We start from the raw sequence: 25443 nt of genomic DNA, 5'->3' as shown, positions 1-25443 counted from the left end.
CCCGGTCTGCGCTGCCGGTGCCCGCGGCGCTCTGTCGGTCAGCGTTGCAACGCCGTCGGCGACCGGGCGGCGGAGCCTTCGCCCCCCTCGTCCGTATCGAAGATCGTCCACACCGGCGTCCGCTCGCGGACCTTCGCCAGGTAGTCGGCCACTTCCCGGCCGCGGCGCTCGGAGATCAGGCGATCCCGGATCTCGACCTGGGCGTCGATGAACGGCGTCCGGCCCGCCTCGGCGCGCTCGACGACGCGCACGATGTGCAGGCCCGAGTCATCCTCGATGATCGTGCTCAGTTGCCCGACGGGGAGGGTGAAGATCGCCTCGTCGAGAGCCTTCGACACGAGGCTGCCGCGCGTCGTCCAGTCGCTCCGCCCCCCGTCGCGGGCCAGCGGCCCCTCCGAGCCGGCCCGGGCGACCTCGGCGAACGAACGCCCCTCGAGGATGTCGTTGCCCATCTTTGCCAGCCGGTTCCAGGCCTCCTCGCGCGAGCGCCCGCGGCCGACGCGGACAGTGCACTGCTCGTAGCGGGCGCGGGCGGGAAAGTCGTACTCGGCGAGATGATCGTGGTACCAGGCGATCATCTCGGCATGGGGCACGTCCTCGTCGGCCTGGACGCGCTGCTGCATCCACTGCTGTGCCAAGGCGCGTTCGAAGAACGTCTTGCGGATCCGGTCGAGCGACAGGCTGCGGCGGCGCAGCTGCTGCTCGTATTCCTGAACGGTCGCCACGCCGGCGTCGCGGACCAGCTTCGGCAGCTGCTGCTCGTCGAACGCTTCATTGACCTTCGCCTCGATCTCCGGGAGGCGGTCCTCGGGGATCGTGCGGAGGGCATCGACGTAGATCAGCAACGACTCGACGTGCTGGGGGAGCACCTGGCGGCAGATCTGGAGCTTGAGTTGGCGGATCTGCTCCGGCTTGAGGCCGGGCGAGACTTTCTCCAGCCACGCCATCGCGCTGGGGGTCAGCAGATCGGCTTCGAGCACGACCTCCGTCCCGACGCGGGCGACGACCTGGGCGACGTCGATCGATTCCTCGACCATCGCGGCGCTCGAGCGGTATCCGGCCGGGATGACCCCCTCGTCGGCGCTGGGATCGGCCTGCCCCGTGGCGGTGGAGGCAGCGGCGACCAACGGGCTGCCGGGGCGCTCGCGGATGCTCGACAGGACGTGCCGGTCGCCGGCCGGCGCTCCCGGCCAGCTTTCGGGGCGCGAGACTGCGGCAGGGACAGTCGGCACGAGAGGCACGGGACGGTCGGCTGGCGTGGCACCCGGTTCGATCCGCCCCGGCACGGCCACCGGTTGCCCCAGCGCCCCGGAAACGATCGCGACGGGGGACGCGGTCGAGGCCAGTGCCATCAGGGCGAGCGAGAGCGTGCGCCGGGCTGGCTGGCCGGGGAGGTTCATGGAGCCGGATCCTTGCGTGGACGCATCCGCCCTGACAACGGCGCCGCGCGGGGCTGGCGCGGAGCCGGTTCACCGGAAGGGGGCGGACTATAGGAAGCGGGAGGATCGGTCCGCAAGGCCGCACGGATCGCCGCCAGGAGCAGATCGGGCGACTGCATCAGCTCCGGATCGAGGGGAAGATAGGCAGTTCGCTCGTCCACCAGACGGAGGCGCTTGGCAGCCCCCCGGCCGGTCGCGCGGAGCCGCTCCAAGGCGCGGCGGTCGTGGTGCCGGAGAACCACCATTCCCGCCTCGATGCCGACCCCGTCGATCCCCTGGGCAGCGGCCGCGATCCGCAGCCGGGCGAAGTCGAGCAGGCGCAGCGCCGGCTCCGGGAGGGGGCCGAACCGGTCGGCCAGCTCGGCGCCCAGGTCGTCGACCTCTCCCGCGCCGGTGGCCCGCGACAGCCTGCGGTAGACGTCGAGCTTGGAGCGATAGTCGGGGATGTACTCGCGCGCCAGCCACGCGCTCCCCGGCAGGTCGACGGCCACCGCCGGGGGCTCCGCCGTCGGCATCCCCTTGAGGCGGCGCACGGCCTGCTCGAGGAGCCGGCAGTAGAGCTCGTAGCCGACCGTGGCGATGTGGCCGCTCTGCTGGGTGCCGAGGAGGTTTCCGGCACCGCGGATCTCGAGGTCGCGCATTGCCAGCGAGAAGCCGGCGCCCATGCTGGAAAACTCCTGGATCGCCCGCAGGCGCCGCGTCGCGGCCGAGGTCAGCCGGGCCGTCTCGTCGACGAGCAGGTAGCAGTAGGCGCGGTGGTGCGACCGGCCGACCCGGCCGCGGAGCTGGTGGAGATCGGCGAGCCCGTAGCCATCGGCCTCGTCGATGAACATCGTGTTGGCGGCCGGGATGTCGAGCCCGCTTTCGATGATCGTCGTCGCCAGGAGGATCTCGGTGCGCCCGGCGACGAACTCGACCATCACCTCCTCGAGCTCGGTTTCCGAAAGCCTCCCATGGCCGATTCCGATCCGGACGTCGGGCACGATCCGCGCCAGCCGGTGGGCGACCGAGTCAATGTCGTGGATCCGGTTGTGGACGAAATACACCTGGCCCCCGCGCGTCAGTTCGCGCTGGATCGCGTGGCGGATCAGGGCCTCGTCCCAGCGGCTGACGCGGGTCTCGACCGCGATCCGGTTGGCCGGGGGCGTCGCCAGGCTGGAGATGTCGCGGATCCCCAGCATCGACATATGGAGCGTCCGCGGGATCGGTGTGGCGGTCATCGTCAGCACGTCGATGCTCGCACGCAGCGCCTTGAGCCGCTCCTTGACGTCGACCCCGAAACGCTGCTCCTCGTCGACCACCAGCAGCCCGAGGTTGTGGAACGCGATGTCGGCCTGGGCGAGACGATGGGTGCCGACGACGATGTCGACGCCACCCCGGGCGAGCCCCTCGAGGATCTCGCGCTCCTCCGCCGGCGTGGCGAATCGCGACAGGCTGCGGATCGTGAACGGGTATTCGGAGAACCGGGCGACGAAACTGCGCCGGTGCTGCTCGGCGAGGACGGTGGTCGGAACCAGCACGGCGACCTGGTAGCCGGCCTCGACCGCCTTGAAGGCGGCGCGCATCGCCAGCTCGGTCTTGCCGAAGCCGACGTCGCCGCAGAGGAGGCGGTCCATCGGCCGCGTCGCCTCCATGTCGGCGGCGATCGCCGCGGCCGCGGTGGTCTGGTCGGGGGTCGGGTCGAAGGGAAACGACTCCACGAACGCGCGCTGCCAGGGGGTCTCGGGGGGGAAGGCGATCCCCGGCCGGCTGGCCCGCCGCGCCTGGAGCTGGATCATGTCGGCGGCCATGTCGGCGACGGCGTCGCGCACGGCCTGCTTCTGCCGCTCCCAGGCCGCCGTGCCGACGCGCGACAGCTTCGGCGCCAGGCGCGTGCCGCCGACGTACTTCTGCACCAGCTCGATGCACGACGCCGGCACGTAGATCCGCGTGCCCTCGGCGAACTCGAGGTCGAGGAATTCCTCGGTGCGGCCGTGCTGCTCGAGCAGCTTGAGGCCGCGGTAGCGGCCGATCCCGTGGGCGACGTGGACGATGAAATCGCCGTCGTGGAGGTCGAGGAAGGTGTCGATCGCGCGTGACAATCGCTGGCGCACCGGGCGCGCGGCGACGTCCTCGCGGCGAAACAGCTCCGCCGCCGAGATCAGCACCAGCTTCTCGGGCACGAGGCGGAAGCCGGCCTGGAGCCGGCCGCGGGCGAAGTGCAGACGCCCTTCCCTGGCCGGGGCGGTGGCCGCGAACAGCTCGCGCAGCCGCTCCTCCTCCGCGGCCGCCGGGACCACGATCCACACCTCCTGGTCGCGGCCGACCGTCTCCAACTCGTCGCGCACCCGGTCGAGGACGCCGGTGAACCGCTCGACGCTCTCGACGGCGAGCGTCGCGGTCGCCTCCATGCTCGCCGGTGCGATCGCGGCGAACGTCACCGAGGGAAACCGGTAGATCCGCCGGAACACCTCCTCGGGGCCCGCCAGCACGCCGGGCGATCGCTCCGCCGCCCGCCGCGCCTCGGCGGTCACGTCGGCCGGCTCGACGATCACCCACCACGATGCCGCCGGGACGATGTCGGCTAATTCGGCGCGGCGCACCGCCTCGCCGCCGTCCCCGGCGGCGAGCGCCGTCAGATCGATCCGCTCGAGCGCCGCGACGCTCCGCTGCGAGACGGTGTCGAACGTCCGCAGCGACTCGATCTCGTCGCCGAACAACTCGACGCGCACCGGTCGCTCCCAGTCGGGGGCGAACAGGTCCACGATTCCACCGCGGCGTGCGAACGAGCCCGGCGAATCGACGGCATCGGCGGCTTCCCAGCCACGGGCGACGAGCCAGTCGGCGAGCTCGGCCGGGTCGAGCCGCCCCCCCGGCTCCAGGCTCCGGGTGCTCGCCGCGATCGCGCGCGGATCGGGGAGCGGGGTCAGCAGCGCCTGGACGGGCACGACGAGGATCCGGGGCCTGGACGCCGCCGGGCCGGCCAGCCGCCTGACCACCGCCACCCGGGCCGCCGCCGCCGGATCGGCACCAGCATCACCGGTCGGATCGTCGAGTGCCGGAAGCGAGGCGGTGCCCGCGGCGGTGAACAGCGCCAAGTCGTCGACGAGCGCTTCGGCGTCGGCGGCATGGGGGGTGACGACGACGAGCACACCCGGCTCGGCCCCCGGCGTGGCGGCGAGGGCCTCCGCCAGGGCTGCCGCGGTCAGCGCGGAGGCCGACCCCCAGGTTCCGCCGACGGTTCCTCCGTGCCCCTCGCGGAGGCTGGCGATCACGTCGGCGAACCCGCTGTGCGAAGCGAGCGTGGCAGCCAGACCGGGCAATCGACCGGCTGACGATGGGGCTTTCCGCGCGGGCACGCCGAAAGTGTAGCAGCGGCACCGGTTGCGCCGCCGGTCCGGTGCCGGGCAGCGGTGTCGGCGCCCCGCGGTCGCCACACGCCCGGTGCGGAACCGCCAGCGGCCGCAAAGCGGATGCGAGGGGGTGGTTATCGTGTATTTTTGAAGGGTCGGTCGCACCCGCCCCGTTTCCCACCGGAATCTGCTGCCATGTCCACGGCTTCCCGCCCCCGATCGTCCGAGGCCTTCGTCACCGGCGCCGATGTGGTGGTCGAGTCGTTGATCCGCCACGGCGTCGAGGTCGTGTTCGCCTACCCCGGCGGCGCGAGCATGCCGTTGCACCAGGCGCTGACGCGGGCGGCCGACCGGCTGCGCACGATTCTCCCTCGCCACGAGCAGGGGGGGGCGTTCGCCGCCCAGGGCTACGCGCGGACCACGGGCAAGCCGGGGGTGTGCATGGCCACCAGCGGCCCCGGCGCCCTCAACCTCGTCACCGCGATCGCCGATGCCCGGATGGACAGCGTGCCGCTGGTCGCCCTCACCGGCCAGGTCGGCACCAGCGTCATCGGCACCGATGCCTTCCAGGAAACGCCGATCGTCGAGGTCTGCCGCGGGATCACCAAGCACCACTACCTCGTCACCGATCCGGCCGACATTGCCCGGGTGATGCGCGAGGCGTTCCACGTCGCCACGACGGGTCGTCCGGGCCCGGTGCTGGTCGACCTGCCGAAGAACATCCAGGTCGCGCAGATCGTGCCCGATTACGACGCGCCGCTGAACCTGCCGGGCTACCGGCCGTCACCGCGCCCTCCCCACCCGGAACAGATCGCCCAGGTCGCCGCCGCGGTCAAGCGCGCGAAGCGGCCGGTGATCTACGCCGGTGGCGGCGTGATCACGGGGAACGCCTCCGACGAGCTGCGCGAACTGGTGCGCAAGACGGGGATTCCGGTGACGATGACGCTGATGGGCCTGGGGGCGTTTCCCGGCGACCATCCGCTGTCGCTCGACATGCTGGGGATGCACGGCAGCGTGTATGCCAACTACGCCGTCGACGAGGCCGACCTGCTGATCGCCATCGGCGTCCGCTTCGACGACCGCGTCACCGGCAAGGTCGCCGAGTTCGCCCAGCACGGGTTCATCGTCCACATCGACATCGACCCGTCGGAGATCAACAAGAACAAGCTCGTCCACGTGCCGATCGTGGCCGACGTCGAGGACGCCCTCCACGCCCTCAACAAGATCGTCGAGCCGCCGGCAGCGGGCCTCGAGCCGTGGTACGAACGGATCGCCGAGTGGAAGCGCGTTGATCCGTTCGCCTTCGACACCTCCTATCCCGGAATCCTCGGCCAGGAGGCGATCGCCGCGCTGTCGCGGCTGACGGCCGACCGGGAGACGGTCGTCGCCGTCGGCGTCGGCCAGCACCAGATGTGGGCGGCCCAGTTTTTCACGTTCCGCGAGCCCCGGACCTGGCTCTCGTCGAGCGGCCTGGGGACGATGGGATTCGGTCTGCCCGCGGCGATGGGGGCCAAGGTGGCCCGCCCCGGGGCGCTGGTCGTCGACATCGACGGCGACGGCAGCATCCTGATGAACATCCAGGAACTGGCGACCTGCGTGTGCGAGAACATCCCCGTCAAGGTGCTGCTGCTCAACAACCAGCACCTCGGGATGGTGGTCCAGTGGGAGGATCGGTTTTTCAAGGGCAACCGGGCCCATACCTACCTCGGCCCGGTCGACCATCCGGAGGCGGCCGGCCAGGGGGACGGTATCTCGCCGGAGTCGCGCTATCCCGACTTCGTGGCCATCGCCCGCGGTTTCGGCTGGCAGTCGGAGTCGATCGCCGCGAAGGCCGATCTCGACGGTGCCTTGCGGCGATTGATCGACGCCCCGGGACCGGCGCTCCTCGACGTCCAGGTGCCCTACCAGGAGCACGTTCTGCCGATGATCCCGTCGGGGATGACGGTCCGCGACCTGATCAAGCGCTGATCGCCACCGAGGCTGTGGCTCCGCGACCCGGCCCGAGGACCGTGTCGCGGAAGGTCGGCGTCACTTGCCGAAGGGGGACGAGTCGTCCGGCTCGTTGTCGCCCGGCTTCGTGGCCGGCTTCGCACCCGGCTTGGCATCGGGTGTGTCACTGTCGGCGGCGTCCGGCTCCTTCCCGTCGAGGGCGGCCAGGGCGTCGCGCACCGACTTCTCGGTCAGCTCGTCGGCGATCGTCGCCGCGTGCTCGCGGAGCAGTTCTGCCAGTTCCTTGTCGGCGTCCGCCTCGGCGCCGGGCAGGCTGCCGAGGCCGGCACCCTTCTCGGAAACGATCGCATCGCCCAAGGCGTGCAGCCGCCAGGCGATCCGGCGGCAGGCGGGCTCGGTGACGTAGTCGGCCACCGGGTCGTTGGGACCGGCCGACATCCCCGGCAGACCGGGATAGCCACCGCCTCCGAGTGTGGCTCCCGACTCGCCGGAACTGCCGCCACTGGGAAAGCCCGGCGTCGGAGCACTGAGCCCGACCCCCGATGGGTCGTAGCCTCCGAAGGCCGCGCCCCCGGCAGCGGGAGCGACCGGCTTGGGGGCGAACCGGCGCCGCCCGCCCGCCATCGCACGGTAGTCATCCTCGAACCGCTGCCGGTCGGCGATCGCCAGTTCGTACCCGAGCGACTCGACGGCCAGGGCCCGGATCGTCTTCACCTGCGCGATCGGGTCGACCTCCGACTTCGGGCCGGCGATCGCGGCCAGGGCCGCCGCGGCCCGGACCCGGACGTCGATCGGACGCGACTGGTCAGCGAGGATCGCCGCCACGGCGCCCGCCAATTCCTTGCTCGTGTTCTTCGTCAGGCCAGGGAGCATCGCCAGCGCCCGGGCTGCCAGCCAGTCGACGGCGACCGCGTCGGACCCCTCCGGCTTCTCGCCGAGGATCCCCTGCAGCGCGCCGCGTGCCGCGCGGGTGAACTCGGTCACCCGGGCGTCACCGGCGGCCTTGGCCGTGTCGGCCTGCCGGGCCAGCCCCGCCATCGCGGCCACGCGGACGGCCGGGGGGAGCGTGCGGTCGGCGGCCGCCTTCGCCAGCGCATCGGCCGCCTTCGGCCAGACCTTCCCCTCGCGATTGTCTTTCTGGCGCATCTCCCCGATGAACAGCATCGCGTTGACGCGCACGGCGAGCGGCTCCTGGCCGTCGCGGGCCAGGGCGTCCATCGCCTCGAGGGCCGCCGCCGAAGCCGCTTCAAACGCCTTGTCGTCGGTGATCCCGCCGAGGAGCAGATCGCGCATCCGCTTGCGCACCCGGTCGATGATCGCCCGGTTGTCCTCGAGGGCCAGCTGCGGTACGACGGTGCTCTGGAGGTATTCCTTCACCGCCGGCTCGAACGCCCCACCCTGCTTGAGCGGCTCGCGGTACGACTTCTCGATCGCCGCTTCGAGCTTCAGCCACGGGGCCTTCGCCGGATCGGGGAGCGTGATCCCCGCCGCCGCCGCGCCGGCGCCGTGTTCCTGGCCGGGCGCCGGGCCGGCACCCACCGCGCCGGCGAGGAGCGTCACGGCGGCGAGCATCCACGGCGCCGGGCACCGCGCCGACCGTCCATTCCAACGACCGGTTTGCCACTCGCAGCACGACATCACGCGGTCCTCCGGAACCCGCTGACCGAACGCTCGACCCCTTCACCACCCGCCGACGACGGTGCGTCACTTCCCCCCGCGCCCGCGTGACGGCCCGCCCGGCGGACCGCCCGGTGACGACCCCGGCGGACCGCTTCCCGGCGAGCCTCCGTAGGGATTCCCGAATCCCCCGCCGAACGGTCCGGGCTGTGTCGCCGGGGACTGGGCACCGGTTTCCCCCGACAACGTGGCGATGAACTGGTTGACCGGGATGACCGTCTCGTCGGGGACCACCAACTCCAGCGATCCATCGGAACGGAGGAACAGGAGATCGAACGGCTCGGCCGGCTCCTTGACCTTCGAGTCGCTCCGTTCCTCCTGGCGACCACGGACGTCGACGAGCAGTGCGTCGGTGGCGAGGTCCTCGCCCCGGGCGCGCTGGTCGCCCCCCTTGTTGAGCCGTTTGTCGACGTTGGCGAAGCCACCGACGTCGGTGATGACGCTCCGCAGCGCGCTGCTGCCGATCGTCGTCTCGTCATCGGCGGGGTCGAGGCCGAGGAGGATCACCTCGACGCCTCCCTTGAGCCGCTTGGCATCCTTGGAGGGAAGCGTGCGGGCGAGGAGTTCGCCCCCGCGCGGCACCGCCACCGGGGCCGACTCGTTGCTGGTCTCGGAGGCGATTTTCAGATCCTTCGCCAGCCCGACGTCGGCGAGGTGCGCCGCCGGCATGTCGTAGTTGGGGTTGAAGACCGAAACCCGCACCCGGTAGGTGTACGACTTGCCTGGCTCGACGGTGTAGTCGATGAACCGGAACAACCGGTACTCGGTGGGCTCGGCTGGGCGACCGTCTCCCCCGGGGCCCATCGCCCCTGGCATGCCCATGCCAGCCCCCATCATTCCGCCCATCATGCCACCCATCGACGGCGGCACTCCTCCGGCAGCCTCTCCGCCGCCGAGCGCTCCGCCGCCGCCACGCGAGCCCCCGCCACCCGCCGACATCGTCCCGACGCTCGTGCTGCGCGGGCCACGCGGGGGCGATCCGCCCCCCATGCCACCACCGCCACCCGCGGACGCGGTAGGACCCGGGTAGGCTGCACCCGGGTAGCCCGAGCCTCCCCCTGGGTAACCCGAGCCTCCCCCGGGGTACCCGGCACCGCCGGCGGGATAGCCCGATCCCCCTCCGGGATAGCCGCCCCCATCGGCCGACACCATGCTGCCGCCGACGCCGCCGGGAATCCCTCCCGGAATACCGCCGGCAGCTCCCCCCGGATAGCCGCCCGGCATTCCAGCCGCGCCGCCGGGATACCCTCCGGGCATCCCGGGCATCCCTCCCGACGTCTGCCCGCGCAGCGCCGTGCTCGACGCCTTGGCGGCCTCCGCCATCTCCTTCTCCCACTGGCGCTGACGCGCCTGGCGCTCGAGGATCGTCTCGATGCACCATGGATGGACAGCGGTCAGGCCCCAGACATCGCCGGCGAGTTGTGGGAGCGGCGTCAGGTAGCCGAACGTCGTCCGCGACGGGTCGGGATCGGGCGCCATCTCCTGCGTGAGGATGAAGTCGGCGGGCAATTGATCGCGTTCGATGCCGGCATAGAGCTTGTCCGCCTGCCGCCAGGCGGCACGGAGGTCGATCTTTTTCCACGGACCCAAGCCGTCGGGCCCGACCTCCGCACGTTCCACGAGGTAGTCGGCCCAGACCGGCTGGTCCCCCTGAGGATTGGGGAGGGAGCTGGCCATGAACCGTTCCTGGAAGTCCTCCGTCTGCTTGAGCCACGGCACGAGCCCGAGAACGACGCAGTACGGGACGACGCGGCCGACGGGATTCGCCGGCGCCCCGGCCCCCATCATGCCGCCGCCCATTTCGCCCCCCGGATAGCCGCCCGGCATCCCGGGATAGCCCGATCCGGCGCCGGGGACGCCGGCCGCTGCACCGCCACCGCCGCGACCTGCCACGGCGCCGCCACCGAGGCCGTCGGCGGCACCCCCGTCGGCTTGGCCGCCCGTGCCACGACCGGGAGCGTTGTCACGTCCACGGCCGGTACCGCGCTTTCCCTTGCCGTCGTCATCGCGAGGCTCGGCCGCCGCCGCCGCGAGCGCCGCCGCTTCGTCGGGCTTGAGGGCGACCACCACCTGACCGGGCACGGCGATGAGACGCTCGATGGGGTAGACCTCCGGCTTGGACCGCTTGTTGCGCTGCTCGATGATCGGCCGGTTGAAGACCGTCGCCGGTGGCCGATCAGCGATGCTCGGCTGACGCCATGGCTCCATGACGGTCGCCAGGGTCGGACGCTTGGTGGTGTCGGGGGGCGGAGTTTTTTCCCGGGAAATGTGCTCACGGGAACGGTTCGCCTGTTCGGTCATCACCTGCGGGAGCAGCTCACGCGTCACCGGCTTGGTCCGCAGGGCGTCGACGCCGCCCCACACCAGGCCCAGCGAGAGCATCGCGAACAGGCCGACGACGAGTTTCTCGCCGTGGTTGAGGAAAAAATCACTGATTCCCCGCTTGCTGAGGCTGACCTTCGGCTTTTTCATGTCGCCATCCTCCTGCAATCGGACCATGCACCGGTCGTCACATGAATCTGCTGCTTGACCACTGAGTTGGGACCGGGATCGCGAATCGAACGGCGTGGAGCGGCCGCAGCGTTCGGCGGCGGTGGCGGCGGTTCGGCGGCCGCGGGTGCCGGTGCGGCATTCGGATCAGCAGGCGCGGCATTGGGATCCGCCGCAGCCGGCGCGGCGGCTGGAACGGCAGCCGGATCGGAGGGAGCGACCGGATCAGCTGGCGGCGGCGCCGGCTCGGGCTCCGCGGCAGCCGGCTCGGCGGCACCTGGCTCGGCAGCTTCCTCCTCGATACCGAGCGCCTTCGGATCCGGGCGCCGCGCGATCGCGACGGTCCCGGCGATCTCGAACGTCACGTCGTTGGGACGCCCCATCCCACCCGCGCCAGGACCGCCCATCCCCATCATCGGCCCTGCCATGCCATATCCAGCCCCACCACCGGCATCCGGTGAATACGGGGAACTCGCCCCCGCCGGCCCGCCGCCATACATCCCGCCGGCCCCGGCCAGCGAAGCCGAAGGGTTGATGCGGATTTCGCGCACGGTGATCGGGACATCGGCCCGTGCCAGTTCGATGAGGATCGCGTCGAGCTTCCGCTGATCGGCGATCCCGCGCAGCAGGAATGGCATCAGGCTGGCCACCTGCCCGGACGCCGATTTCACCTGCTCGGCCGTCAGCGGCTTGCCATCGCCGTCGACGTAGATCCATTCCTGCAGCGAGTCGTCGGTGTTGGCCGGCGCCGCCGGTGCGCCGCCTCCGGAGTCGTCGGAGATGCCGACCATCGAACCCATGCCGTAGGCACCGGGACCGAATCCGCCGGCCTGCCCCTGGAAGCGCGGGTGACTCGGCTTCACTTCGCCGCCCCCGCCCGCGTCAGCTCCCTCGCCGCCCCCCATCGGTGAGCCCGACGATCCCATCGGGCCCCCCATGCTGCCCATGCCTCCCATGCCGCCATACATGTCGCCGCCGGCGCCGCCGGCACCACCGCGACCGCGGGGCGATTGCATCCGTCCCGCCGTGGTCTTCTCGGGCGAACCATCGACCGCCGGATACCCCACGGCAAGCCGCTCGACGGTCGAGATCGGCGCGTCGTATGATCCCCCCGCGCCCTTGTTGATCCGGGCGATGACGTCGCACAGGAGGCCGTAGACGTTGATCTCCTCCTGGGCGAGGACCACCTTCTTGGTGCTCGGCGGCTCTTCCCAGAAGAACGACGTGAACAACCGCTGCTGGTCGGCCGGGCTCCACTGGACAGTCGCGGCCTTGCGACCGCGGGCGGCCGCCGGGCCGGCGCCGGGCATGCCGGCCATCATCCCCATGCCCAATCCCATGCCCTGCGAGGCATCGGGGGAGTAAGGGCTGTATTCACCACCACCGGCGAAGCCGGGCGCGCCCGCCATCCCTGGGCCGAACCCACCGCCCGCGCTGGCGGGGTCGGGCATCATCTCGTCGGCCCCCATCCGCGCCGGTAGCTTGCGGACGATCGCGCGGATGCCGTTTTGGTAGCGCTCGAGGAGCGGGCGGGGGAGCTTGCCTTCCGGCTTCAGGGCCTGGGCGCGCTGGAGGAAGTCGGGGCCGAGCTCTGCGGGCCACTGGCGGAGAAACGCCTGGCTCGCCCAGAAGCTCTCCCATTCGGCGAGCGTCTCGCGCTGGACGCGCGTCACGCGGCGGGTCATGTCCCCTTTCCACCGCTCGTTGGGATGCGGCTGCACCGCCTCGACGCTCTTGAGAGCCGACAAGCGGCTGTCGATCTGCCCCTTGGCGGCGGTCATCTCGGCTGCGAGACGGCCGTTGGTCAGCAGCAGGAGCGGCAGCACGATGAGGGGGACAAGCGGCACCAGGAGCCAGAAGTGGTACTTCGCGAGAAAGTCCACGAACGGGCGAACGGCTTCCGGAACCTGGACCATGTCTCGACTCTCCCATCTCCGCGACGCATCGACGGTGCCGTGTGTGGCGACGCCCCGTTGCCGTTTGCAATCCACTCGCCGGCCACTGGCGGCAGCGAATCGCTCGCCGCGCGCCGTCGCCTGGCATCACCCGGTCGTTCGTGTCGTCGAACCGCAGGCCCCCGACTTTCAACGGGCCGGTCGTGCGGCCGTTACTGGCCTGGAGCCCCCTCCGCCTCGTCGGCCGGTTTCTCGGTCCCCGGCACCTTCGGCTGCCATGCGAACTGGACGATGAAATCGTACCGTCGCACCATCGGCGACACGGCAGGCGGTTGCCCCTGCCCGTCGGCACCGGCCTGGGCGACGGCGCCGGGAGTTTCCCCGCCGTCGCCGGGTGCGGCATCCTTGCCGGGCGCGGGATCACCTGCATCGGCCGGTCCACCGCCATTCTCGCCCCCCGCCTTCGGCGCCCCCGCACCGCGCCCCCCCTGGCGACCGCCAGCGCCGAACGGCCGACCACCAGCCATCATTCCCGGGGGCGCGTTCATGCCGGGGGGCATCATCCCGGTCATGCCCCCCATCCCCGGCACACCCGGCATTCCGGCTGGTGCGAGTGGATTGGGAACCGGCTTGAGAGGCGACGAGGAGACGATCACCGGGAACCCGACGCCGAGATCGCCGATCGACACGGTCTGGCCGGCCAGCGGCCCGGCGGAGACGGCGACCTCGTCCCCCTTGCCGAGCAGCCCCTTGATGATCGTGGAGCGGAGGAACTGCGCCCCTTGGTCGGGCTTGTGATGGTCCTCGTTGTGGTAGTGGTAGCCGACAAGCTGGATCACCCAGCCCGGTCCCTTCGGCCCCTGGATCTCGCCGGGGGCCGCGCTGCCTTCGGCCGCGGGCGCCGCGCTGCGCCCTTCGTCGAGCTCTTCGGCGTCCTCCGACGGGTGCGTCTCCGACCACTTTTCCTTGACCGTGGAAAACCAGGTATCGAGGTCGGCGTAGTACTGGCAGTCCATCGAATCGATGTGCAGCTCGCGCCGGTCGGCGAGGCTTTCCGGGGTCGCCCCCGGTTCGTCGTGCGGGAGGATCGACTCGACGCTGCGCAGCATGTCGAGCACCTGGAAACGCCGGTCCTGCAACTTGACGAAATCCTGCTGCCGGACGACCGCGTCCTCCTGCTTCTTCTGCATGTCGGCGTAAAAGGACTGCGCCGCCTGCGACTCCGATTTGACCCCGTCGGCAGCCTTGAAGGCGGAGTCGTAGAGCGACGGCGACCAGGTCGTCCACGCCGAGTAGTTGCCGATGAAGCTCAGCGCCGACGCGGCGATCACGCCGACCATCGCCGCCACCGCCCAGGGCTTCTTCGACTCGATGAGCCGTTCCCGGAGGATTTCCCCGGGGAGCAGGTTGGTGCCCAGCGTGCCGCGACCGACCCCCTGGAGGGCGAGTCCGTAGGCGGTGCCGAACGCCAGGCGGTGCTCCTTGAAGGCGGCCGCCGACGTCACCGCCGCGCCGTCGAGGCCGCGAAAGGTGTCGAGACGCTGGACGTCGAGGTTGAGTTGCTTGCCGACGAAGTCGGAGAGGCCGCGGAGGCGGGCGGCATTCCCCAGCAGGAGCACCTTGCCGATCTTGGCGGTGCGATCGGAGCCGGTGAAGTAATTGAGCGAGCGCTGCAATTCCGACGCGAATTCGTTGAACACCGGCCGCATCGCGTTGAACACCGCCTTCGGGTCCTCGGCACGGACGGCGTTGCGCTTCAGCTGCTCGGCCTTGGCGAAGGTCAGTTTCATCCCCGTGACCAGCGCCTTGGTGAAATTGCTGCCCCCGATCGGCATGCTGCGCTGCCAGATCCGCAGCCCATTGGTGATCACCAGATCGGTCGAATCGACTCCCATCGACACCAGCACGACCGACTCCGGTGGGCTGTCGGGATCGATGGTCGCCGGGTCGGGCAGCTGGTCGAAGATCACCATGTTGGCCAGGGCGATCGGCGACAACTGGAGGATGTCGACGTCGACGTCGGCCGCCTGGAGCGGTGCCAGCGCCTTGGCCACCTGCTCCTTCTTCATGGCGAAGACGGCGACCTCGGCATCGATGACGAAGCCACTTTCCTCGATCCCGCCGGCGAGGCGCTGCCAATCCCAAATCACCTGATCGAGTGGGAACGGGATCTGCTGACGGGCTTCGTAGCGGACGATGTCAGGGATCTTCTTGGCTTCGATCGGCGGCAACTTGATGAACTTGGCCAACCCCGACTGCCCAGGAACCGAGACCGCCACCTTGTCGCCGCGGAGTTTGTTGCGCCCGATGAAGTCCTGGAGTGCCGCCCGCACCAGCTCGACCGGATCGGCCTCCGGCTGGGTGAGGATCATCGGATATTCGATGTAGTCGAACGCGTCGGCGACGAGGGTCCGCGGGTCATCGCCGGCCCGGCAGCGCAGCGCCTTCAGGCCACACTTGCCGATGTCGATGCCCCAGACATAAGGACTGGCAGCCATGGGGACTCAATTTCCGTGCGAGTTCCGTGCGAAATCCGTGCGGGCGTCCGGAACGGGCCTGCCGAGAGATGACCGGAGAGATGAAGAGCACGAGAGGAGCGGGGGGGGCGCGGGCCCGTGAAGGTCATCGACTCCCCACCGAAATCACTTTACGAACGCCCCTCGCGCGATGTCAAACCGGCCCGGCCGCGTGCCTGGAGCCACCCCGCTCCACCCCCAGGGGCGTCTGAAAACCGTCACCATCGTCATTACACTCAAGCGGCCATGGCCATCGAACGCATCGCCGTTTTCCTCCCCTGCCACTCGCTCGAGGACTTCCCGACGTGGCTCGACGAGCCCGATGCCTCCGACCTGCTCGCCGCCTGGACAGCGGCCTGGGATCCCCGGCTGATCGCCGCGGTCGGCAGGAGTCCGACCTGGGCCAGCGCCGAGGTGCCGCCCCACGACGGGACGGCGCTGCTCGGGATCGTGCCGCCGGCCTGCGACGAGCGGATCGCCGCCAGCCTCGCGGCGAACGTCACCCCTGGCTCGGTCTGGGTGCGGCACACGCGCGGCCGCGAAGCGATCGTCGCAGCCGCCCGGGCGGCGCTCGGGATCGACTCCGCCCCCCCCGCGCCGCTCGTGGAAGACTTTCACGCCCTCGGCCTGGCGTGGCTGCTGATGGAGTTGCTCTCGCGGCGGATGCGCTCCGGGTCGGCGCTGGGGGGGAGCGGGCTCGACGATGCGGTCCTCGCGGCGGCCCGGGCGGCGGTGGCGGGCGACGAAACGGAGGCGCGGGCGCGCCTCGGCGAGGGTTTCGCCACGCTGGCCGCGGCACGCGGCCACTACTACCCGGTCGACGTCTGGCTGCTCGACCTCGTGCTGCTGGCCGAGACCACGCTCGGACCGCGGCTGGCCGCCGAGCTCGACAGCCCGACGCCCTGGACGGCGGTCGCCACCGGCGACCTGCTCCGTCACCTCGCCGCCAGCGACCCGCCGCTCGCGGCGCGGCTCCGCGCGGCCGTCGCCGCCGGACGCATCGCGCCTGCCGGCGGGCGTGACGACGACGAGCCGCTCGACGGTTGGGCGCCGGAGACGATCCTGGCGTCGTTCCTCCGCGGCCGCCGGGCGTGGCAGGAGGTGGTGGGCGCGGCGCCGCAGTGTTTCGCGCGCGTCGGGGGAGGAACGCATCCGTTGCTCCCGCAGGTGCTGGCGCAGCTCGGCTACGCGGGGGCCGTGTGGCAGCAATTCGACGGCACGACGCTGCCCGATCCGGGCGCCAGCCGGATCCGCTGGCAAGGGGGCGGAGGAACCGTCGAGGCGGTCGCCAAGCCGCCGCTCGATGCCCGCGCCGCCGCCACCATCCTCCGCCTACCCGAACGGCTCGGCGACGCGATGGATCACGACCACACTGCCGTGCTGACCTTCGCCCACCACGCCGGCACCGCGAGTGAATGGTTCTCGCTGCTCCGCCGGATCGGGTCTTGGACCACCGCCCTGGGGACGTTCGTGCTTCCCGAGGAGTTCTTCCGCCGCACCGCCGGCGCCGGGGGCGCGGTGAGCCTCGAACCCGACTCCTACCCGCCGGTCCTGCCGCCGGCAGCGTCGATCCCGGCGGCGCTGGCGGCCCGGCTCGCCAACGCTCGTGACGAGGCCGGCCGGCTCGCCGCGGAGCGGCGCGCCCTCGGGGAGCTGCTGGCCCCGGCCAGCGCGCCACGGAGGCCGGCAGAGCGGATCGGGACGGCGCGTGGGCCGGGAGGCTTGGCGGGCTGGTTCCGGCGGCGGTCGTCGTCGGACCGGACGATCCTCGAGGGCAACGGCATCCGGGTCCGTGTCCATCCGCAGACCGGCGGGATGCTCTCCCTGCGCCGCAGCGGCGTACGCGGCAACCGCCTCACGCAGCAACTGGCCCTGCGGACGACGAAGCCGCCCCCGCCGACAGGCGCCGCGTGGGAGGATCCGCTGGAGCGCGCCCGCTACACGACGATGGTCGCCGAGTCGATCACCCGGCTGTCGCCGGGGGCGATCGAGAGCCGCGGCCGTCTCGATCGCGACCGGCGGACGGTGGGGCGCTTCGTCCAGCGTCTCGAACTCGATCCGCAGCTGCCGCTGGTCCGCCTTGCGGTGACCGTCGAGGGGCTTGCGGCGGAGCCGAGCGGCGCCGAGACGGAGCGGTTCGCGTCGTACGCCTGCTGCCGGTTCGCCTGGAACGAGAACGACGACGTCGACCTCCGCCGCAGTCAGGCAACGCAGTCGGTGATCACCGAGCGGACGCTTCTCTCGGCGCCCCACTTCCTCGAGATCACCGAGGCGGCGGCACCGGCAGGATCGGGCGCCACGATCCTCACCGGGGGGTTGCCCTGGCACCTGCGATCGAGCCCCCACATGCTCGATTGCATCCTTCTCGCCGGCGGCCAGATCGAGGCTTCGCTCGCCGTCGGCCTCGGGCTCGACCACGGCAGCGACCTCGGCGTGGCCTTCGCTGCCGATCCGGCGGCGGCATTGGGGGCACCGGCGGGGAACGTCCCGGCCAACGTCCGTCTGGCCGTCATCGAGCCGGTCGCCGACGGGGGGCGGCGCGAGGGGATCGTCGTCGGAATCGTGGAAACGGCCGGGCGGGGCGGAGACGTCACGCTCGAGTGGGCGAACCCGCCGGCGGCGGCGCGGCTCTGCGACGCCCTCGGCCGCCCCGTGGACGACCGGGTCGAGGTGGCCGGAACGCGGACCACGTTCCACCTCCGGCGCTACGGGTGGTCGCTCCTCGAACTGCGGTTCCCCGACCCCGCCCCGGCACCGGAGGCCCGATGATCGTCACCCTCGACGGACCGGCCAGTTCCGGCAAGAGCCTCGCCGCCCGGCGGCTGGCCGACCGGCTCGGCTGGCCGCACCTCAACACCGGCGCGATGTACCGGGCGGTGACCCTGGCGGCGCTCGAGCGTGGCGTCGACCTGACCGACGGTGTCGCGCTGGCGGCGCTGGCGGCAGCGCCGGAGCTCGAGTTCACTCCCGGTTCGGTCCGGGTGTTCGGCCGCGACCCGGGGCCCGCCCTCCGCTCCCGGGCGGTCGACGAGTCGATCAAGCTGGTCGCCGATTGCCCGGCGGTCCGCGGGGTACTCGTGGCCCGGCAGCAGGCAATGGCCGGGGAGGATCTGGTGACCGAAGGGCGCGACCAGGGGACGATCGTGTTTCCCGCCGCCGCCCTCAAGATCTACCTCACCGCCAGCCTGGCGACGCGGGCCCGACGCCGCCTCGGCGACGTCCTCCGGGACCGCCCCGGGGCGACGCTCGACGAGGTGATGGACGATCTGGCAAGGCGCGACGCCGACGATCAGGGGCGGGCGATCGGCGCCCTGCGGATCGCCGCCGATGCGGTCCAGCTTTACACCGACGATCTCAACCCCGAAGAAGTGACCGACCGGCTCGTGGCCCTGGTGGAAGCCGCCCGGGCGGCAGCCGGGGGGGGGCGATGAGCGCGCGCAAAGGCTCGCGCAGCCTCCCGGCCCGGATCGTCTACGACAGCCTGTGGACGCTGTCGCGTGCGCTGACGCTCGTGCTGTTCGGGATCCGGGCGCGGTTCGCCGGCCCGGTGCCGGCCGAGGGGGGCTTGCTCGTCCTCTCCACCCACCAGAGCCACCTCGACCCGGTGCTGCTCGGCGTCTCGATGAACCGCCGGCTGTCGAGCCTGGCGCGGCACTCGCTGTACACGTTCCGGCCACTGGGGATGCTGATCACCGCGCTGGATGCGGTGCCGATCGACCGCGATGCCCCGGGCGTGGCGGCGCTGCGGGCGATCATCGACCGGCTCCGCTCCGGGGCGGCGGTGGTGATCTTCCCCGAGGGCACACGGACGCCGAACGGCCGGCCGCAGCCGCTCAAGAACGGCTTCCTCGTCCTCGCCCGGCGTTCCGGGGTGCCGATCCTCCCGGTCGCGATCGTCGGCGCCTGGGAGTGCTGGCCACGGACCCGATGGTTTCCCGTCCCGGGGCGTGTCCGGCTCGAGTTCGGACGGCTGATCGAGCCGGCCGAGATCGCCCCGCTCGACGACGGGGCCCTGTTGGCGCTGTGCGCGGCGCGCCTCGACGAGCTCGACCGCCGCGGGCGCGAGGCGCTGGCTCCGCGGGCGCTCTCCCCGCGCCGCGCCCTCGCGCGCGATGCCCGGCAGCTGCGCCACTCGGCGGCGCGGCAGGCTACGGCACAGCCGACGGAGCGCCCTCTGCCTCCGCCCGCTTGAACGGATCGACACGGCCGCCTCCGTAGCCGGCCGGGGGCTCGTTGGCGTTGGCGCCGAAGGGGAGGATCCGCGGCCAGGCGACGTCCATGCCGGGCCAGGCAGCGGCGGCGGGCGCCGTGGCGGCGGCTTTCGGCAGCGTGGCCGGCGGGTCGCCACCGAGGAGCGCCGACGGTGAGGGAAACGAAGTCGTCGGGGGTGCGGGAACGGTGCTCGCGGCCGTCATCCCCGCCAGACCACGTTCGAGAACGCGGACCGAGACCTCGTCGATCCGCGCCTCCCCCAGCCCGGTCAGGGCGAACGTCACCACCAACGGCTCGCCGAGCCCGTCGTCGGGGGCGATGCGCTGGAGTACCAGCCGCCGCCAGGCGGGAGCCGGGGCGACCCGTTCGGCGAGCGCCGGACCGCCGAACGAGTCGAACACCAGCAGGCCGTCGACGCTGCCACGGATCGGCTTGGGCACCCAGACCCGGGCCTCGATCTGCACCAGCTTGCCGCTGGGAACCGCCAGCGGCGGCGTCGTGATCCACACCGGTGGCGTTTCGATCACGGCCGGCACCAGCGCCGCCTCGACCGCCTCGGCGCGGAGCACGAGGCACCCGGTCCCGGCCGCCGGTTGCGTGCGCACGATCTCGACCCCGCTGCGGAGCGTCTTCTGGGAGAGCACGAAGTGCCGCCAGCCGGCAGCGGCCAATTCGTCGACGCGTTCCAGCTTGCCTCCGGCGAGCAGTTCCGGGCCGGGCGTGGCCGTCGCCAGCGCCTCGACGAACCGCCAGTGCTCGGCGACTGTCGCGTCGGAGGCCGCGAGGGGATCGGCGACCATCGAACCGGCGGCGACGATGCCCCGCTCCCAGGCGAGCCGTTCGACCTGCCCGGCGATCGCCGCCGCCGTCTGGAAGGCGCCGATCGCCGTCGCCGGGTCGGACGACGCGCGGATCTCGCCGTCGCCCGCCAGGCCGGTCGCCTGGCGCAGCATCTCGCCGGCCGGCAGCCGGCCCAGCGCCGCGGGGGGCAGGCGGGCCAGCAGGTCGCCGGCACCGGCCAGCGCCAGCGCGGCCTCGGCCCGGGTGGCATCGAGGATCGCGGGCTGCCGCGCCCGGAGGCGTTCCTGGGTCTGCGCCGCGACGGCAGGATCACCGCTGACGAGAATCACCGTCGAAGTCAGGAACGAGTCGAGGACCACCGACACGCCCCCCGCCACGCGGCGCTGGCGCAGCGGTCGGAGCCCGCCGGGCGCCACCTCCCAGGCGCGGTGCGCTTCCGGCACACCGGGCAGCAGGAGTGTCAGCGGAGCCGCCGTGGGGATGTCGCCGGCGTAGCGACGGGCGACGATCTGGGCGCCCTGCACGGCCCGCCACACGAGCACCATCCGGGCGCGGGCCGCTTCGACGATCGCCGCCTTGACCTCCGGATCGGACGATTGCGCCGCCGCCGCGAACCGCCCGGCCGCAGCCCAGGCGTCGAGCGGTTCGAGCCGTTGGTTGGCCATCCGGCAGGCGTTGGCCCGCGCGCGCGACTGGGGGTCGTCGCCGTCGAGGCGCCGCGAGGAGGTGAACAGGATACCCCGCGCGCCGGCGGCGACGGCGGCGAACGTCGCCAGCGACAGGCTCTCGGGGTCGACCGCCAGGCCGCGGCCGCCGACACCCGCCAGCGCCGCCGCCTGGCGGCTGGCCTGCGGATCGACCTCGGTGGCCAGCGTCGCCATCAGCGGAGTGCCCGGGCGCGTCAGCCGGCCGCGGTCGCGGAGCCAGGTCTGGAAGGCATCGAGCTCGAGCGTCGTCCCGAGGACGGAGCGCCGCGCGACGAGCATGTCGACGTGCCGCGACACGCTCCGCAGCCCGGACTCGGCACCGGCGACGAGCGGCCGGCCGGGGCGCGTGTCGCACGTCCGCACGCGCCGCGCCCGTTCGGCGAGGCCGGCGACGTCCTCCTCGGCGAGGCCGCCCCCCAGGTCCCAGAGGAGGACGCGGTCCCAGGCCGCCGAGAAGGTCGGCAGCGACTCGGGATCGCGGACGTCGACGTCGGGGAGGTCGGGTGGGGGGCAGACGACCCACAGCCCAGCGGCCCGGGCCTCGGTGAGGAGGTCCGCGGAGGCCGGCACCGGCACACGGACGGCGTTGAATCCCAACGCTGCCAGCCAGGCCAGCGGCTCGCCGCTATGGTCGATGACGCGCGGGAAGAACGGTTGCCCGGCGATCTCGAGGACGCCGCGGACGATCCCCGCGGCGGGATCGCGCGGCCCGGCGGCGGGAGGCACCTCGGCGGCCGCGGCGACGACCGTGGCCGGTGCCGACGCAGCCGGCAGCGCGGACCGTGCCGGCGCGGCGGCGAGGGGGGCGGGTGCCGGAGGCGCGCCGGCGGCGACGATCCCATCGACGAGCACGTCGTCGATCGCCAATTCGTGGCGGCCCGGTTCGGCGGCGAGGTCGAGCACGAGGTGGGTGACCACGGCTCCGCTCAGGTCGCCGGTCGGCCCATGCTCGGCCCGCAGGGCGAGCAATTGGCGGCGGAGGCCGGCCGGCAGTCCGCCGACCGCCAACGATTCCCACCGCTCGACGTCGGTCGATTGGCTCCCCGGCACGAGCACCGCGACCACCTTGCCGGCGGCGGTCCGCGGAAAGTTCGGCAGCTCGACACGTGCACAGAGCCGCACGTCGGGGCGGTTGGAGCGCACCCAAAGGTTGGCACGCCATTCGTCGATCACCGCCGCCGCCTGGAGCGGCAGGGCAACGCGCAGGGTCGTGCCGCTCCCCGCCTCGACGACGATCCGTTCGGATCCCTGACCGCGGTGCGCCGGCGGACCGCCGCGCGCCTGTTCGACGAGCCGGGCGCCCGAGTCGTTCTCCGCCAGCTGCCAGGTGGCCGGGGCGGCATCCTCGCAGCCGTCCTCGAACGTCGTCGCCGCTCCACGGGGCACGGGCCCGACGCTGCTCCCCACCAGCACCAGCGCCACGAACACGGCCCGGCGGCCCCCGCCCCGGCGAGGCCACGCCGCGGCCCGGGCCGAGGAGCCGGAGCGGGAGCGCGGCAGCGGCGGGCGGTCGAGATGCACGGCGGACTCCGGTCCCGGGCGGACGGCCGGCGGGATTCCGGACCACGCGGGGTGGGAGTCGTACCAGCCGCTGCGGTCCCGGCTCCAGCCCAAGTGGCGGGTCGCGGGCCCACCGAGGAGACCACCCAACCGCCGCCAGCGGCGCAACCGTTGCCGTCGGCCGCATCCTGCGGCCGATCGCTTCGTCCGCGGGCTGCAGCGAGGCGGTTTGCCCTCCCCCCCCGATCGTCCCGGCGGGCCCGGCGGCCCGCGGCGCATGGGGTAAAGTAGTGGGGGGTTTTCGCCATGCAGCCAACCACCGCCGAGGAGCTCGCTCACCTCGCCCAGGAACTCGAGCTGGTTCCCGGGACGAAGCTCAGCGAGGCATGGTCCGAGCTCGGTGGGCACAACGTCCCGATCGATCAGCTCGGCGCTCTCCTGCTGCGCCGGGAACTGCTCTCGTCCTACCAGCTCGAGCGGCTCCTCCGTGGCGACCGCCGCGGCTTCTACTACGGCACGGCGAAGGTCCTGTACCAGGTCGGCGCCGGGGCATTCGCCCGCGTGTACCGCGCCGTCAGCACCGTCGACGGCGGGATCCTCGCCGTCAAGGTCCTCCGGGCCCGCTACAACGCCGACGCCGAGAAGTGCAAGGCGTTCCGCCGCGAAGGGGAGATGGGCCGGCTCCTCCGCCATCCCAACATCGTCGCCATCGAGGACGTCGGCCAGGAGCACACCTCGAGCTACATCACGATGGAGTTCGTCGAGGGACAGACGCTCCGCGAGCTGGTCAAGATCCGCGGTGCCGTCGACCTCGTGCGCGGGCTCGACCTCGTGATCCAGATGGCGGCGGGCCTCGAATACGCCCACCGGCGCGGCGTCACCCACCGCGACCTCAAGGCCTCCAACGTCCTGATCTCGTCGCTCGGCAAGACGAAGCTCGTCGACTTCGGTCTCGCCGGGATCGACGCCGACACCGGCGACAAGGCCCTCGGCAAGGTCGAGCATCCGCGCACGATCGACTACGCGACGCTCGAGAAGCTCTCGGGGATGAAGGACGACGGGATCCGCAGCGACGTCTTCTTCCTCGGGACTCTCGGCTACTCGGCCCTCGGCGGGGCACCGGCACTGGTCGAATCGCGCGATCGTGCGGTCCGCGCCGATCCGCGCCGCTTCACCACGATCGTGCCGCTGGGGACGCGCAACCCTGCGCTCCCGCGCGACGTGATCGAGGTCGTGTCGCGGATGATGCACCTCGACCCGCTCGAGCGCTGGCAGACGGTGACCGACGCCAAGCGGGCCCTCGAGCAGGTGTTCGAGAAGTACTCCGGCGAAGCGGCCGTGGCGGCGGCAACCCCGGTGAGCGCTGCTGCCACCGCACCGGCGGCGCTGCCCGACGACGGCGACCATCCCAAGGCCGTCAGCCGCGGCTCGCTGATGCTCGTCGAGCGCGCGGGGCGTGCCCAGCAGACGCTCCGCGACTTCTTCACCAAACTCGGCTACAAGGTGTTGATCACGGAAAACCCGCAGCGGGCGCTATCGCGGTTCTCGACGACGCCGATCCCGGCCGACGGCCTCGTGCTGTCGGCACAGTCGCTCGGCGAACCGGCGGTCGAGGCATTCAACAAGCTGACGAGCGATCCATTCTTCTCGCAGGTCCCCGCCGTGCTCCTCGTGGGCCAGCGCCAGGAGGCGTTGGCCGAGCGGGCGACCGTCGACGCGCGGCGGAAGGTGATCGCCACGCCGTTCCACACCCGCGACATGGCGCGGCTCCTCGCCGAGATCCTCGAGCGCGTCGCCTGAGCGCACCGCACGCGCCGGCCGTCCCGCGGCCGGTCGGGGCCACGGAGGGCTTTGTCCACGGAAAGCTAGCGCTGGTAGGCGGGGAGGTAGTGCATGTAGACCTCCAGCGCCATCGTCGCCAACGCCGTCGAATAGCACTTCGCTTGGCCGTTGAGCCGCTCCTCCCCCCAGCCTGGCCACGAGCCGTCGGTCGCCTGGGCATCGAGGAGGAACGACCGGACGCGCCCGTTCCAGGCCGCCCACTGCCGTTCCCCTGCCTGGAAGTGGGCCTGCATCGCGTAGTAGTTCATGTAGTGGAAGTAGTCGTCCATCTGTGGACGGTACTCGCGCTTCTGGAGCGACGCCAGCGCCGCCTCGACGGCCGGGTCGTCGTAGCGCCCCAGCAGCGTCAGCGACAGCGCGCCGGCCGCCGACTGGGCGTTCTTCACCCCCTGGCCGGGCTGGTAGGCGAAGCCCCCCTCGGGCCGCGCGCAGCTCTTCACGTAGCGGATCGCACCCTCGATCGTCTCCTCCGGTACCGCGAAGCGGGCGTTCTGCGCCGCCCGTAGCGCCACCACCTGCATCACCGTCACGCTCAGGTCGGCATCCTGGGGTTTCGGCTGGTAGCGCCAGCCCCCCTCCCGGTTCTGTGACTTGACGATCACGTCGACGGCCGCCTGACAGGCCTCGCGCATCTCCGCATCGGCCACCCAGCCCGACGCCTCGATCAGGGCGAGCGTCGCCAGACCGTGCTCGTACATCGGGCCGTGCGAGTGGCCGCCGGCGCGGACGAGGAGATCGTCGGGGCGCCGGGCGGCGAGCAGGCCGTCGACGGCGCGGCCGACCGTCTCGCGGTACGGCCCCCGTCCGGGCACGTGGCCGCGGCCGAGGAAGGCGAGCAGGCAGAGCGAATCGATACCGGTGTTGGACTGCTGCGACAGGCCGTGCGGCCACGACCCCGACGCATCCTGACGGCTGGCGAGGTACTCCAGCGCGCGGTCGACCGCGGCCTCGACGCGAACCAGCTCCGCCGTGTCGCCGTCGGCCGCCTCGAGCACGCTGGCGCCGAGGCAAGCGGCCACGACCATCACCGCACGTCCGACGATCCGCACCGTGCTCATGCCCGCCTCCGCCGTCGTCCCAGG

At 72.1% G+C, this 25443-nt stretch carries 12 protein-coding genes; 5 read left to right on the top strand and 7 right to left on the bottom strand.

Going from position 1 to position 25443, the window contains the following annotated elements:
- Positions 1-38 precede the first annotated feature (38 nt).
- Complete coding sequence (locus FJ309_05170) at positions 39-1400, bottom strand: hypothetical protein (protein MBM3953991.1); 1362 nt, start codon at positions 1398-1400, stop codon at positions 39-41.
- Positions 1397-4693: a transcription-repair coupling factor gene (mfd, locus tag FJ309_05165; protein ID MBM3953990.1), complete on the bottom strand. Its 3297-nt coding sequence runs from the start codon at positions 4691-4693 to the stop codon at positions 1397-1399. Before mfd ends, FJ309_05170 begins: the two co-directional genes overlap by 4 nt.
- Positions 4694-4966: 273 nt before the next feature.
- Between mfd and ilvB the strand changes: the two genes are divergently transcribed.
- Positions 4967-6739, top strand: coding sequence for a biosynthetic-type acetolactate synthase large subunit (ilvB, locus tag FJ309_05160; protein MBM3953989.1), 1773 nt, complete (start codon positions 4967-4969; stop codon positions 6737-6739).
- 60 nt (positions 6740-6799) lie between these two features.
- Here ilvB and FJ309_05155 read toward each other — a convergent pair whose 3' ends face one another.
- The 3 genes from FJ309_05155 to pilM all read right to left on the bottom strand — a co-directional run bounded on the left by FJ309_05155 (position 6800) and on the right by pilM (position 15281).
- Positions 6800-8293, bottom strand: a complete 1494-nt coding sequence (locus FJ309_05155) for a hypothetical protein (protein MBM3953988.1) — start codon at positions 8291-8293, stop codon at positions 6800-6802.
- Between the two features lie 2573 nt (positions 8294-10866).
- Positions 10867-12804 (bottom strand): hypothetical protein, encoded by a 1938-nt coding sequence (locus FJ309_05150; GenBank protein ID MBM3953987.1) that lies wholly within the window; start codon positions 12802-12804, stop codon positions 10867-10869.
- A 191-nt stretch (positions 12805-12995) separates the two neighbouring features.
- Positions 12996-15281, bottom strand: a complete 2286-nt coding sequence (gene pilM / locus FJ309_05145; protein ID MBM3953986.1) for a type IV pilus assembly protein PilM — start codon at positions 15279-15281, stop codon at positions 12996-12998.
- Between the two features lie 264 nt (positions 15282-15545).
- Here pilM and FJ309_05140 point away from each other — a divergent pair, with 264 nt between their 5' ends.
- From FJ309_05140 to FJ309_05130, 3 genes are read left to right on the top strand one after another with little or no spacing between them, the layout of a single operon-like run.
- Positions 15546-18068: a hypothetical protein gene (locus FJ309_05140; protein MBM3953985.1), complete on the top strand. Its 2523-nt coding sequence runs from the start codon at positions 15546-15548 to the stop codon at positions 18066-18068.
- A complete protein-coding gene (gene cmk, locus FJ309_05135; GenBank protein MBM3953984.1) occupies positions 18065-18730 on the top strand; it encodes a (d)CMP kinase in 666 nt (221 codons plus the stop codon). Before FJ309_05140 ends, cmk begins: the two co-directional genes overlap by 4 nt.
- Positions 18727-19491 (top strand): 1-acyl-sn-glycerol-3-phosphate acyltransferase, encoded by a 765-nt coding sequence (locus FJ309_05130; GenBank protein ID MBM3953983.1) that lies wholly within the window; start codon positions 18727-18729, stop codon positions 19489-19491. The genes cmk and FJ309_05130 overlap by 4 nt, the downstream gene beginning before the upstream one ends.
- Here FJ309_05130 and FJ309_05125 read toward each other — a convergent pair.
- On the bottom strand, positions 19448-22540 hold the full coding sequence (locus tag FJ309_05125) for a hypothetical protein (GenBank protein ID MBM3953982.1): 3093 nt from the start codon (positions 22538-22540) through the stop codon (positions 19448-19450). The two genes, FJ309_05130 and FJ309_05125, sit on opposite strands and share 44 nt — an antisense overlap.
- A gap of 285 nt (positions 22541-22825) precedes the next feature.
- On the opposite strand from FJ309_05125, the gene FJ309_05120 reads away from it, so the two are divergent.
- Positions 22826-24319 (top strand): serine/threonine protein kinase, encoded by a 1494-nt coding sequence (locus tag FJ309_05120; GenBank protein ID MBM3953981.1) that lies wholly within the window; start codon positions 22826-22828, stop codon positions 24317-24319.
- 65 nt (positions 24320-24384) lie between these two features.
- Here FJ309_05120 and FJ309_05115 read toward each other — a convergent pair whose 3' ends face one another.
- On the bottom strand, positions 24385-25419 hold the full coding sequence (locus tag FJ309_05115) for a terpene cyclase/mutase family protein (protein ID MBM3953980.1): 1035 nt from the start codon (positions 25417-25419) through the stop codon (positions 24385-24387).
- Positions 25420-25443: the final 24 nt, after the last annotated feature.

This window comes from Planctomycetota bacterium, assembly GCA_016872555.1.
Classification (GTDB): Bacteria; Planctomycetota; Planctomycetia; order Pirellulales; family UBA1268; genus F1-20-MAGs016.
This window is presented reverse-complemented; position numbering and strand designations above follow the sequence as displayed.

Coding starts and splice junctions, on each gene's coding strand:
- FJ309_05150 (MBM3953987.1), bottom strand. CDS start 12,804: ATGGTCCAGGTTCCGGAAGCCGTTCGCCCGTTCGTGGACTTTCTCGCG.
- FJ309_05130 (MBM3953983.1), top strand. CDS start 18,727: ATGAGCGCGCGCAAAGGCTCGCGCAGCCTCCCGGCCCGGATCGTCTAC.
- FJ309_05120 (MBM3953981.1), top strand. CDS start 22,826: ATGCAGCCAACCACCGCCGAGGAGCTCGCTCACCTCGCCCAGGAACTC.
- cmk (MBM3953984.1), top strand. CDS start 18,065: ATGATCGTCACCCTCGACGGACCGGCCAGTTCCGGCAAGAGCCTCGCC.
- ilvB (MBM3953989.1), top strand. CDS start 4,967: ATGTCCACGGCTTCCCGCCCCCGATCGTCCGAGGCCTTCGTCACCGGC.
- FJ309_05170 (MBM3953991.1), bottom strand. CDS start 1,400: ATGAACCTCCCCGGCCAGCCAGCCCGGCGCACGCTCTCGCTCGCCCTG.
- FJ309_05115 (MBM3953980.1), bottom strand. CDS start 25,419: ATGAGCACGGTGCGGATCGTCGGACGTGCGGTGATGGTCGTGGCCGCT.
- FJ309_05140 (MBM3953985.1), top strand. CDS start 15,546: ATGGCCATCGAACGCATCGCCGTTTTCCTCCCCTGCCACTCGCTCGAG.
- pilM (MBM3953986.1), bottom strand. CDS start 15,281: ATGGCTGCCAGTCCTTATGTCTGGGGCATCGACATCGGCAAGTGTGGC.
- FJ309_05155 (MBM3953988.1), bottom strand. CDS start 8,293: ATGCTCGCCGCCGTGACGCTCCTCGCCGGCGCGGTGGGTGCCGGCCCG.